The organism is Marinobacterium sp. MBR-109 (assembly GCF_040547565.1).
In the GTDB taxonomy this organism is placed as follows: Bacteria; Pseudomonadota; Gammaproteobacteria; order Pseudomonadales; family Balneatricaceae; genus Marinobacterium.
On record NZ_JBEPPZ010000017.1, the window covers coordinates 64,880 to 76,489 of the forward strand.

The 11,610-nt window shown below is 48.1% G+C and carries 12 protein-coding genes; 11 read left to right on the top strand and 1 reads right to left on the bottom strand.

Annotated features, from left to right (window positions below):
- Positions 1-81: 81 nt before the first annotated feature.
- Complete coding sequence (ccoG, locus tag ABIE60_RS16330) at positions 82-1,440, bottom strand: cytochrome c oxidase accessory protein CcoG (RefSeq protein WP_354470561.1); 1,359 nt, start codon at positions 1,438-1,440, stop codon at positions 82-84.
- A gap of 107 nt (positions 1,441-1,547) precedes the next feature.
- On the opposite strand from ccoG, the gene ABIE60_RS16335 reads away from it, so the two are divergent.
- From ABIE60_RS16335 to ABIE60_RS16385, 11 genes are all read left to right on the top strand, one after another.
- Positions 1,548-2,972 carry an aminotransferase-like domain-containing protein gene (locus ABIE60_RS16335; RefSeq protein WP_354470562.1) on the top strand — a complete coding sequence of 475 codons (1,425 nt, stop codon included), beginning with the start codon at positions 1,548-1,550 and terminating at the stop codon, positions 2,970-2,972.
- A gap of 363 nt (positions 2,973-3,335) precedes the next feature.
- Entirely contained in the window at positions 3,336-4,070 is a 735-nt protein-coding gene (locus ABIE60_RS16340) for a hypothetical protein (RefSeq protein ID WP_354406120.1), read from the top strand.
- 99 nt (positions 4,071-4,169) lie between these two features.
- Positions 4,170-4,682: a hypothetical protein gene (locus ABIE60_RS16345; RefSeq protein ID WP_354406122.1), complete on the top strand. Its 513-nt coding sequence runs from the start codon at positions 4,170-4,172 to the stop codon at positions 4,680-4,682.
- A gap of 2 nt (positions 4,683-4,684) precedes the next feature.
- Entirely contained in the window at positions 4,685-4,813 is a 129-nt protein-coding gene (locus ABIE60_RS16350) for a hypothetical protein (RefSeq protein WP_354406124.1), read from the top strand.
- 105 nt (positions 4,814-4,918) lie between these two features.
- Positions 4,919-7,573 (top strand): TrlF family AAA-like ATPase, encoded by a 2,655-nt coding sequence (locus ABIE60_RS16355; RefSeq protein ID WP_354470563.1) that lies wholly within the window; start codon positions 4,919-4,921, stop codon positions 7,571-7,573.
- Positions 7,574-7,696: 123 nt separating this feature from the next.
- Positions 7,697-8,695 carry a hypothetical protein gene (locus ABIE60_RS16360; RefSeq protein ID WP_354411860.1) on the top strand — a complete coding sequence of 333 codons (999 nt, stop codon included), beginning with the start codon at positions 7,697-7,699 and terminating at the stop codon, positions 8,693-8,695.
- Positions 8,696-8,737: 42 nt separating this feature from the next.
- The gene (locus ABIE60_RS16365) at positions 8,738-9,205 is read left to right on the top strand and encodes a GNAT family N-acetyltransferase (RefSeq protein WP_354470564.1); all 468 of its coding nucleotides are present in this window, start codon (positions 8,738-8,740) and stop codon (positions 9,203-9,205) included.
- Complete coding sequence (locus tag ABIE60_RS16370; RefSeq protein ID WP_354411854.1) at positions 9,202-9,603, top strand: GFA family protein; 402 nt, start codon at positions 9,202-9,204, stop codon at positions 9,601-9,603. Before ABIE60_RS16365 ends, ABIE60_RS16370 begins: the two co-directional genes overlap by 4 nt.
- A 59-nt stretch (positions 9,604-9,662) precedes the next feature.
- Positions 9,663-10,199, top strand: coding sequence for a DUF924 family protein (locus tag ABIE60_RS16375; protein ID WP_354470565.1), 537 nt, complete (start codon positions 9,663-9,665; stop codon positions 10,197-10,199).
- Positions 10,200-10,325: 126 nt separating this feature from the next.
- Positions 10,326-10,616 carry a DUF1330 domain-containing protein gene (locus tag ABIE60_RS16380; RefSeq protein WP_354470566.1) on the top strand — a complete coding sequence of 97 codons (291 nt, stop codon included), beginning with the start codon at positions 10,326-10,328 and terminating at the stop codon, positions 10,614-10,616.
- 170 nt (positions 10,617-10,786) lie between these two features.
- Complete coding sequence (locus ABIE60_RS16385; RefSeq protein WP_354470567.1) at positions 10,787-11,569, top strand: leucine zipper domain-containing protein; 783 nt, start codon at positions 10,787-10,789, stop codon at positions 11,567-11,569.
- The last annotated feature ends 41 nt before the right edge of the window (positions 11,570-11,610 follow it).

Sequence of the window (11,610 nt, forward strand, 5' to 3'; positions counted from 1 at the left end):
AAGCATTTTAGTTTCTTTTGGATGAGTTGCAACATATGTGTTTCATGAACGCTTCCTTGCTGTTCATTCTGATGCTGCGTCTCAAATCCCCCGTGTTAAAAACGTGGTCTGCTTGCCGGCTGATCCGGTCTGGCCGGTGAAGTGGAAGTCCAGATTGGCGCGGGGCAGATCGAAGTCTTCGGCACACACGCGATACGAGAGCCAGCTGGCGTTGTTGTCGGTCAGATCGATCAATTCGGGCCCGAACAACTCAAATGCGCCCGGCCCCTGCACCGCAACCCTGACCTGTTCCGGCTGACGGGTAAAGCCTTCCACCTTGACCCGGTAGTGGTTGCAGACGGTGTTCTCGTCCTGCTGGGTAAACAGTGCGCCACGGTCACGACGGATCTCCACCAGCAGACTGGTGGTGCCGGTGAAGCCGTACAGCACGGCACCAAAAGCGACCAGCATGACCGCGCCATAGCCTGCCAGACGCGGGCGTATCAGAGGCGAGCGTTCGCCCTCCAGCTGCGCCTCGGAGGCGAAACGGATCAGCCCCGTGGGCCGGTTCAGTTTGGTCATCACCGTATCACAGGCATCAATGCAGGCGGCGCAGTCGATACACGCGGCCTGCAGGCCATCACGAATATCAATCCCGGTCGGGCACACCTGTAAGCACAGGCCGCAATCCACGCAATCGCCACTGTTCAGATCGGCGTTGCGCAGGCTGGCGCGGGGTTCGCCACGGCGCGTGTCGTAGCTGACGGTACGCGTGTCGCGGTCGAACATCACCCCCTGAAAACGAGAGTAGGGGCAGGCATGCAGGCAGATTTTTTCACGCACCAGCCCCGCATTGGCGTAGGTCAGGCCGGCCATGATGATCAGCCAGCCGCTGACACCCGCCGTCAGTTGCAGCTGCACCGCATCGCTGACCAGTTCACGCATCGGGATGAAATAAGCGGTAAAGGTGAGCGCCGTCAGCAGCGACAGCCCGATCCAGAGCAGATGCTTGGCGATACGGCGTAACAGGCGTGCGCCGCCGAACGGTTTGCCTTCGGCGCGGGCACGCTCACTGGCCCGGCCCTCGGTGAAATCCTCGATACGAATGAACAGCCAGGTCCAGATGCTTTGCGGACAGGCAAACCCGCACCACACCCGTCCCCAGGCCACCGCCATGAAAAACAGCAGACAGGCGCCGGCAATCATCAACCCGGCCAAAAGCGGCAGGTCATGCCAGGACAGGGCATGGCCGAACAGTATGATCTGCCGCTGCGCAAACGAGAACAGCAGCCAGGGCTGTCCATCCACCTGGACCCACACCAGTCCGAAAAACAGGGCGATCATCGGCCAGCTGCTCAGGCGGCGCAGGGTCTGAAACCGGCCCTCGGTCAGCCGCACATGAAACTTGCCATCACGGGCGTAGGGCGGGGTGTAGTCTTGAACGACAGGTATCTTTTCCATGCTGGGCGGTCCCCTGAATTGTTGACCGGGCAAGACTACGCTTGTACTCGCAACAGGTTCAGGTATAAAAAAATAAAAATGAATCGGTACAGATGGGTACAAACGGCATGACATCGGATTATCGCTATCGGCAGCTGGAACACTGGCTGCTGCAGGGCATTCAGGAGCAGCGCTGGCGGCTGGGTGAACGCCTGCCGTCGATCCGTACCCTGTGCCGTGAGCACCGGCTGTCGAAGGCCACGGTGCAGCATGCGCTGCAGCGACTGGAAGCCCAGGGCTGGCTGGAAGCGCGTCCCAAGGCCGGCTACTTCGTTACCCTGAGGCCGGCGCCGCCCGGCGATCAACAGGGCATGCCCAGGCGCAGCCAAATCATTCAGCCGCCACGGCCCGTGAGCGTGAATGACCTGCTGCTGGATATCATGCAGCGCAGTGCTGCCTTTGACCTGCTGCCTGACCTGAATGCGGGCGAGCTGCCGGCCGGCATCGTGGTGCTGAACCGCAGCATCGGACGGGCACTGCGGCGTCAGCGCGGTGACGATTACCAGTATTATGATGAGCCCGCCGGGTCGATCAGCCTGCGCGAGCAGTTGGCGCTGCACTATGCCCGTCGCGGCTGGGCCGCCGCACCGGATCAGCTTTGCATTACCTCGGGCTGTCAGCATGCCCTGTTTCTGGCGTTGATGGCCTGCTGCAAGCCCGGTGATGTGGTGGCCGTCGAGTCCCCCGGGTTTTACGGTGTGCTGCAGCTGCTGGAACAGCTGCAACTGCAGGTGGTGGAAGTCCCTGCGGGTGCAGACACCGGCATGGATATGGATGCACTGGAGGCGGTACTGCAGCGCTGGCCGGTCAAGGCCTGCATCGTCTCACCCGCGTTTGCCACCCCGAGTGGCGCACTGATGCCCACAGCAGCCCGACAGCACCTGCTGGCGCTGGCCGAGCGCCATGATCTGGCCATCATCGAAGATGACATCTATGCCGACACCGCACTGGGCAGCCCACCCGACCCGCTCAAGGCGCTGGACGGTGATGACCGCGTGATTCTGTGCAGCTCGTTCTCAAAGTCCCTGTCGCGTGATTTGCGTTTGGGCTGGATCGCCGGTGGCCGCTGGCACGCCCGTATCCTGCACCTGAAGCTGGTCACCCAACTGGCCAGCAGCCGCACCTTGCAACAGGGCGTAGCCGACTACATGGCCGATGGCAGCCTTGCCACCCACCTGCGCCGCCAGCGCAATGCCCTGCACCAGCGCCGCGACCAACTGATCGCCGCCCTCAACGCCTGGCCCATCGACCTGCGCGTCAGCAGGCCCACCGGCGGCCTGGCCGTCTGGGTAGAACTGCCCGATACCTACAATACGCTGGCTTGTTACCCCCGCGCGCTGGAGCAGGGCATCGTCATCACCCCGGGCCCGCTGTTCTCGGTATCCGGTCAATTCAAACACTGCCTGCGCATCAGCTACGCTCACCCCTGGGATGACAAACGACTGGCTGCGCTGAATCAGCTGCCAGCGCTGTTGGCAGCAGGCAACAAATGATGCATATTTGAACTCTGCCAGCGGGAAGTCGGCAGCCACAACGACAGGGAAAAGAGGATGGGTCGATGACCGGGATGGTTTGCAATTTTCATGTTTCATCAGTTGATCATCTCTTTTCTGGCGTGTACCTGTTCCTTGGTGCTGTGGTCTGTACTCGTTTGAGCCACAGGCGGAGCGCTGTTTTACCTTTTTCAGCTCAGGGCGTTGTCGTTAATTTAAGAAAATCAGTGGGTTATGGGTGGGTTGGGAAAATTAAAAGGTATACCCGCTAATAATTATTATGAGGTTTACCTCATAAATAGGCTGTTAGTCTTCAAAGGAGATATTGTGGATATATGTGGAATGTGCAATAAGGAAAGTGTATTGCAGAATTCACATGCTATTCCTGATTCTGTATTCAAAAAGATACTCCGATCCAACAGCGGAAAGGCTATCGTTGTTCCTGCTGGTGGAAGTGATCCTATTCACTACTCAAGTGACAGTTGGGATACAAGTTTTTTGTGTGGTGAGTGTGAATCACTACTTAACTCACTATATGAAAGCTACTCTCTAAGAGTTTTAAGAGGAAGTGTTGGAGACTTTCAGCGCCATGATTTAGGTGTTACTTTTTCTGGCTTTGATCCTTGTCGATTAACTAGCTTTTTTATTTCTGTTTTTTGGCGGGCAGCAAACTCTAAGCACTCATCATATGGGAAAGTTTATATACCAGAGCCTTGGAACGGAGAAATAAGAGATCACCTGTTTAAAAATACACCTATTCCTTTTAACTTGGCATCTGTGAAAATTTCAAGGCTAATCGATAGGACACCAAAAAACGGATTTACACTAAGCTCATTGAAATCTGTAGTGATGAGTCCGTTTTTTAGAAAGCATAAGTATGGTAAGTACTCTTTCTGTTTTGTATTCGAAGGATTCTTTGTGGAAATATTTACTCCTGGCCTTACCTACTCTCTTCGTAGGAAAGCAGGAGTAATTTTGAAAGATAAGCGTGTATTGATGGTTCCGTATCTAGATATATTTGATGTGCCTGAAATTGTAGATGCCTTGGTGAAAGGTTATGGAAAGTATCTTGATGGTGATGTCACATTTAAAGACTAACAAGTTGCAGCACTTCAGCCGCTACGCGGCTCGGACCTCAATAAGCTACGCTTATTTCGTCCGGTGTGCAAAGCGTTATATTTAGGAGAGGTTGCTCCGGTGGACCACGAGAAATACAAGGCACTATATGATTATCAAAAAGATCAGTTTGAATCTGAAAGTGGGCGATTCAACCGGCTAGAAGACAAGGCCGTCAGGTACTTGACGTCAATTACAGTCGCGGTGAGTGCTTATATTCTTCTTGTTCGTTGGTCCGCTGATAAAATAATACCTCCTTCTGGATTTCTGGACTGGCTGGTAGTCATTTCGATCGTTTTCACTATTATTTCTATGGCTTCGTCTTGGAGCTTTATATTTCGAAGCATAAAGTTACAAGATCTAATGAAAATGCCTGCAGGAAACGAAGTCTCAGACCTATTTCATGAAAATGAACGGGCAACTGTTTATCTTAGCTTGTCTAGAAGGTACTCGGAAGCGGCAAAGGAAAAGGAAAGGCAGTACAACCTTAAGCTAAAAAATGTTAGAAAAGGCTATTCTGAGATTGTTTTCTCTGGATGGTGTTTTCTGATATCAATATCGTTGATATTTGCTAATGTATGGATGGAGGGATAACTATGAGTGGCAATGATCGTGACAATGAAAGCCAAGCTACTAATGAGCGTCCGCCAGACGTTGAGGCACCAGAATTAGTGCCAGTTATGGAGGGCTATACCGAGCAAGAGGACAAGGCAAAGAAAAAATAATTGCAATATAACAATCGGCATCACACGGATGGCGCATAGCGCCACCGGTGTGCCGGGCGTTATTGAGCCCTGTAAGCCTCGGTGAAAAAACTAAGGATTGAAGATATGAATATGGCTGTTGAACATACTAAGGCAAAATTCTGGAAGTGCGCACTCCAAGTAAATCCTGCAAGTTATATAACGTATCGAGGTCAAAATCAGGATTTTTCAGAAGATGACTATAATCAGAAGTTATTAGAGGTTTGTCTTGAGGAGTCAATCAAGGTTGTAGGAATAGCTGATCACGGGAATGTTGATTCAATTGCAAAGATTAAACAAACCTTCAATGCACAAGGTATTGTTGTCTTTCCAGGCTTTGAGATTGCTTCTAGTGAAAAAATTCATTTGGTTTGTCTATATCCAGAAGACACAAGCATTCAAACCTTAAATAACTACTTGTATGAATTTGATATAGATACATCTAATGGTACAGCTCCCTCAACGAAGAGTGCTGACTTTATTTTATCGACAGTTATAGATAAAGGAGGCTTTGTTTATGCCGCACATTGCACAGATGATAGCGGTGTATTGAAGCAGAAATTAAACAATATTTGGAAAAATAAAAATCTGCTTGCAGCGCAAATCCCAACTTCACTAGAAGCTCTAAAGGAGCAAGGCGACCAAGCCAATTACCAGATTCTTTTAAATAAAAACCCTGATTACAAACGCGATAAAAATATTGCGATTATCAATGCTAAAGATATAGAAGATCCGGAAACCTTAAGAAAAGAAAATGCGACTTGTTTGGTAAAAATGTCAACCCCCTGCTTTTCCTCGTTTAAATTAGCATTTTCAGATTCAGAGTCCCGTGTTCGCCTCAACTCTGATATCAAAGAGAAGTATTATTCCAGAATAGAGTCTGTAAGGTTTGTTGGCGGATTTCTTGATGGAATTGATATTAAATACTCAGAGCATTTGAATGCTTTAATAGGTGGACGAGGCACAGGTAAATCAACGTTAATTGAGTCAATTCGTTATATTTTAGATATCGAACCAATAAGTAAAGAGACTAGAGCACAACACCTCAAAGTTATAAAGCAGAATATTGGCTCTGGTTTTGCTGAGTTGACTATCAAATCAGCAGTAAAACACGGCAAGTTATATACGATATCAAGACGATATGGTGAATCGCCAATAGTAAAAGATGATAACGGATCTGTATCTACTTTTTCACCTCAAGACCTATTACCTGATATTGAAATTTTCGGTCAAAATGAAATCCACGAAATAGCTAAAGACTCGAGCGAACAATTAAAAGTGGTAGAGCGATTCCTAAATACAGATAAAATTGAGAGAGAATCTGGAATTTCAAAAATTAAAGAGTCGTTGGAGTTAACAAGAAATAAAATAACTGATTTAACATCTAGTGTATCTAGCTTGGAATCTGACGTGGAGGATTTGAAAACTCATGAAGAAGATGAAAAGAGGTATAAAGAGCTTGGTATAGACCAGCAATTAAAACTATTGCCAATAGTTGAATCAGAAAGAAGTACTTTTAGTACGGTTTCAGAAAAAATTGAAACTTTAAAGGCGGCATTGAAAGAGTTCTCTGAATCTATTCCATGTAGTGATTTCATAACCGATGAATTGATCAATAAATATCCAGACAAAGAAATTTTCAAAAAGGCTAAAGCGGCCTTAGTTGAATTTAAATTTAATATCGAAGCATCTATTACAAAAATGGAACTTGATTCTGAAAGCACACAACAAAAGATAAAACTACTTGATAATGAGCTTCAGGAAAGCATAGATAAACAAGAAGAATCCATCACTAGAGAATTTAAAAAATTGGCACCTGTTGAAGGATTAACAGGGAAACAAATTGGTGAAGAATATCGAGACCTGATCAAGAACATCGAAAGGTTAAAGCCCAAGCGTGCTGAGCTTGAGACAGAACGGACTAAACTAGAGAAAGAAATAGCTAATAGACAGTTGTTACTTGCGAAATTATCTGAGAAAAAAACGAATAGAGCTACTGCCTTTGAAAAAGGAGTTAAGAAGTTAAATAGGAGATTAAAAGGCAATATTAGGGTTAACTATTCGGCAGAAAAAAACAGACTTGGATTAATAAAGCTTATCGTTGGTTACCGTTTACCTGATGTTGGTGAGGGGAGACTTTCTTGGATGAAATCTGTAGATGAGTTTTCTGCTCCTTTACTAGCTGAAACAATCAGGAAAGGACGGGATGCTTTAGTAGAAAAAAACTGGGGGATGACCTCTACGACTGCTGATAGATTATCAAAAATCAGCAATCAACAAGTAATGGAAATTGAAGAATTTAAGATTGATGATTTGGTTAGCATTGATTTGAATGTTTCAACTGATGAAGATCCTCAATATAAAAATCTTGATTCATTATCAACTGGACAGCAGTGCACAGCCTTATTACATATGCTTCTACTTGATAATAAAGACCCATTGCTGTTAGATCAACCTGAAGATAATCTCGACAATGCATTCATAGCAGAAAGAATTGTTACTCAAGTTAGAGACGCCAAATTAACAAGACAATTTATCTTCGCTACTCATAATGCAAACATACCTGTTTTTGGAGATGCAGAATGGATTGGTGTTTTAGAGTCAACCAATGAAAATGCAACTTTACCAATCCAGAATCAAGGCTCTATTGATCAGAAAAATATTCAAAACCTTGCTGCTAAAATTCTTGAAGGTGGCGAAGATGCATTCAATCGCAGAAAAGAAAAGTATGGCTTTGAGTAAGGGCTAAATAACAAGTCGTTTAAAAGGATAAAAAATAGTTGGCTTTTTCTTTTTCGTCGCTAATTTTAGCTAACTATTTTATTGCCTCTTAACGCGGCGTTAGATTTTTCGCAGGAACGCTGAATGAAGCATTGGACAGAGCCCAACGGGATATTCCTGATTCAAATTCCAACAGAGTGGCAATACCTCAACCCTGTTGTGGAAGGCGAAGCGGAAAAGTCCCCATACAGCTTTCAGCCGTATGAAAACGCTAAAGGGTGTTTTCAGATTAGCTGTTATCCACTAGAGGAAATAGCACCTAAACTTGCAGATGAGTATCCGAAGGGTGTGCCAGAGCTTAGATGGCGACCTTCCAGGATGGATGATTCAGAGTTCTGTGTTTACATGTTTTATGGGGCTTCAGCAGATCAGGCTTTAATCGGTAAATATATCCATGATGCAAGTCTTGATAACGATGAACAAATAAATGAAGAACTCCGCTTAGTTGATAAAATTTTAAAATCGGTGGTTATTGTCCCTCCTGGAGACCGTAAGCTCGCCTCTGATATGGAAAAGTTTGATCGATTCCAAGGAGCATTGGCTGCATCTTACGACCTTCTGGATAACGCGATAGAATCAGATTCATTTGTGGAAGTGATTGCCGTTTCTGCCAATCAGATTGATGCATTTCTAAGGTTGAGCATCGTCATCGCCATTCAACTTGAGAATCAGACGGACGAGGTTCCAATAAAATATCTTTTTCAAGCAGAAGATGAACGAGGCTTGATGGAGCGAAAAGTATATGATGATGCTCTTAAATATAATGTCATTAAAGACGAGGACCACAAAGAGCTGAATTCGTTGTATAAGTTAAGAAATCGCGTGATACACAGGTATATCATATCTAACATAAAGACCCGCGACTTGCCTGGGATTGTACTCAGATATGTTGAGGCGTGTGAGAAAGTGCGTTTAATACTACGAGATCTTGAGAATAAACAAAAGGATTGTCAGTATGGCGTCTACGGCAAGAAATTCATGAAATTTTCCGAGCCTGATGATGAAGCAATAAAACGGCTCTTTGCTGATGTTAACGATAAGCACCTTATTCGTAAATTCGCGAGGAAGGTCACGAATAATTGAATCTAACAAGTGCTACAGGAGTCAAATTCCAAGGATCGGCTTATGTACCTGCGAGAAGTAATAAACGACGACATCCCCGAGATTTGTAAGCTCCCGAAAACACGAGAGGAGCTTTTTTACTGCTTCCCAAGTGCAGTTTACCCACTGTCGGAAGACACGTTACGTCAGAGCATCGAAATGCGTTCTGACTCGACTGTGGTTGAAATCGAGGGAAGAGTGGTGGCGTTTGCGAATTTTTACCGTTGGAAAGACGGACTGTGTTCAATCGGTAATGTTGTTGTGGCATCTGATGTAAGAGGTGCCGGTGTGGGCCGCGGTCTGATCAACCATATGGTCAAGCTGGGCTTTGAGAAGCATGACGCAAAAGCGGTTTCAGTGTCGTGCTTTAATCAAAACACTGCCGGGTTGCTGTTTTATCCAACGCTCGGTTTTCGGCCTTACGACGTTGAGCAGCGCATCGACTACAATGGCAACCCGGTGGCACTGATCCATCTAAGGAGGCAGTCATGACCGAACATCTCGGTTCCTGCTTGTGTGGCACCGTTCGCTTCAAAGTAGAAGGGGCGTTTGACAGCTTTTACCTGTGCCACTGTCAGCACTGTAAGAAAGATACGGGGTCGGCTCATGCGGCCAATCTGTTTTCACAATCGGCAAAGCTGAGTTGGCAGTCGGGTGCCGATGCCGTGACCTCATTTACGCTGCCGGCTACTCGTCACGGCAGGAGTTTTTGTAAATTCTGTGGCTCGGCATTGCCCAATACTCAGGCGGCCGATGTGCTTATAGTACCGGCGGGATCGTTGGACACTGGTGTGTCCATAGTGCCAACGGCCCATATCTTTTCGTCCAGCAAGGCCAACTGGGAAGAGGCGTCAGAAGAGGCGCCAACGTTCGACGGACTGCCGGATTGAGCGGCCATCTGTACTAAACTGTTACGTGCGATGGCGTTTCGGCAGAGCAGGGGAGCCACATGTTTAAGGATGTTATAGATTTTTGGTTCAATGAGCTTGAGCCAAAACAGTGGTGGCAAAAGGATGGCGACCTGGATTCCATGATCCAGCGCCGTTTTGGCGCGCTTCATGAGCAGGCCAGGGTCGGAGAGCTGTTTACATGGCGCGAAACGGCTCTCGGCAGTCTCGCCGAGGTTATCGTTCTTGATCAGTTCTCACGCAATATCTACCGTGACACACCCGACTCATTTGCCTGTGATCCCATGGCGCTTGTGCTGGCACAATGTGCAATATCAAAAAATCTGGACAGGCAGCTGTCTGCTATTCAGTGTTCTTTTCTGTACATGCCGTTCATGCACAGTGAGTCAAAGCTGATCCACGCAGAAGCTGTCAAATTGTATGAAGCGTTGGGTATTCAAAATAGCCTTGATTTTGAATATAGGCATAAAGCCATTATTGACCGGTTTGGCCGCTATCCCCATCGAAATAAGATTCTGGGTCGTATGTCGACTGAAGACGAAAAAGAGTTTCTTGAACAGCCAAACTCCGGGTTCTGAATGTCCGGCATGACGCCCGGATCGAACCGATCATGCCGTCTATCGGGGCCGATCGACTTTGCCATTTCAGACACATGATGAGTGCTAACAGTGCGGAAAACGCATCACCCGAATAAGGATATGAGCATGCCTGCATACGTGATTGGTCACATTACGGTGAAAGATGATGACAAATGGGCCGAATACCGACATCAAGTGCCGGCAACCTTGGCGCCCTGGGGCGCGGATTTGATGTTCAGGGGGAAAACGAAGACTGTACTGAGTGGGTCTCACGTCCATACAGATGTGGTTGTGATTCGCTTTCCAGACGCTCAAGCGGTAGATGACTGGTACAGCTCGGACGCCTATCAGGCACTTATTCCACTGCGCACAGAGGCGGCTGACGTGGATTTGATCAATTATGAGGCAGCCGTGTAACCACAGCTTCAACGGGTGAGGGCTGGCTGGACTCAATCGCCATCAGGCTCGTTTCAACAAGACGAACCATGAAAAGAGGCATGCCTAGTTGTAGATGCTAAGGAGGTTGTTCACGCCGGTTAAGTTCGAGATGCTGGTTATCGCCAAACAAACAGCACAGAACAACCGACATGAACAACCCCCATAAGAATGCACGAACCACGCCCCATATTCGAGCCCTGATCGTTGATCGAGCCATACGCCAGCAGCAATCTATTCGGGACATAGCCCACACTTTCGGGATCAGCACGCGCACCGTGTACAAGTGGCTTGCACGTTACCGTGAAGCTGGAAAGACGGGCCTGGAGTCAGCGCCCAGCCGGCCACACTCTTCGCCCGCACGGATGCCTGACCAGTGGATTGAGCTGGTTCGGAAGATGCGACTGACACTCAAGTGGACCGCCAAGCAGATCGCACAGGCCCTGAGTCTGGCCTATTCCACCGTTACAGCGGTGCTGCGTCGGCTTAAGCTCAATCGAGCATCGCACTTGGAGCCGGCACAACCGGTTCAGCGCTATGAGCATCCCAGGCCGGGGGACATGCTTCACATGGATATCAAGAAGCTGCCTCGCTTCGATCGGCCTGGCCACCGGGTCACGAATAACCGCCGTCAAAACACGCGCGGCGCCGGTTACGAGTGTGTGCATATCTGTGTTGATGATCACAGCCGTTGGGCCTATGCGCAGGTACTGCCTGATGAGAAGCAAGGGACAACAACCCGCTTCCTCGAACGGGCCTTGGCGGCATACCGCTGCATTGGTGTCGAAGTGAAACGCCTGATGACGGATAACGGGCCAGCCTATCGCTCCCGTCGCTTCAATGAAGTCTTGCAGCGGGAAGGCATTAAGCATGTATATACGGTAAGCGCCCTTAAATCAGCCCCTTTTTTCCAGCCACTAACCGCCCCACACTGATTCCATCGTCACCTACGCGAGGAATCCATCATGAACTCAAC

Coding starts and splice junctions, on each gene's coding strand:
- ccoG (WP_354470561.1), bottom strand. CDS start 1,440: ATGGAAAAGATACCTGTCGTTCAAGACTACACCCCGCCCTACGCCCGT.
- ABIE60_RS16335 (WP_354470562.1), top strand. CDS start 1,548: ATGACATCGGATTATCGCTATCGGCAGCTGGAACACTGGCTGCTGCAG.
- ABIE60_RS16350 (WP_354406124.1), top strand. CDS start 4,685: ATGAGTGGCAATGATCGTGACAATGAAAGCCAAGCTACTAATGAGCGT.
- ABIE60_RS16355 (WP_354470563.1), top strand. CDS start 4,919: ATGAATATGGCTGTTGAACATACTAAGGCAAAATTCTGGAAGTGCGCA.
- ABIE60_RS16360 (WP_354411860.1), top strand. CDS start 7,697: ATGAAGCATTGGACAGAGCCCAACGGGATATTCCTGATTCAAATTCCA.
- ABIE60_RS16365 (WP_354470564.1), top strand. CDS start 8,738: ATGTACCTGCGAGAAGTAATAAACGACGACATCCCCGAGATTTGTAAG.
- ABIE60_RS16370 (WP_354411854.1), top strand. CDS start 9,202: ATGACCGAACATCTCGGTTCCTGCTTGTGTGGCACCGTTCGCTTCAAA.
- ABIE60_RS16375 (WP_354470565.1), top strand. CDS start 9,663: ATGTTTAAGGATGTTATAGATTTTTGGTTCAATGAGCTTGAGCCAAAA.
- ABIE60_RS16380 (WP_354470566.1), top strand. CDS start 10,326: ATGCCTGCATACGTGATTGGTCACATTACGGTGAAAGATGATGACAAA.
- ABIE60_RS16385 (WP_354470567.1), top strand. CDS start 10,787: ATGAACAACCCCCATAAGAATGCACGAACCACGCCCCATATTCGAGCC.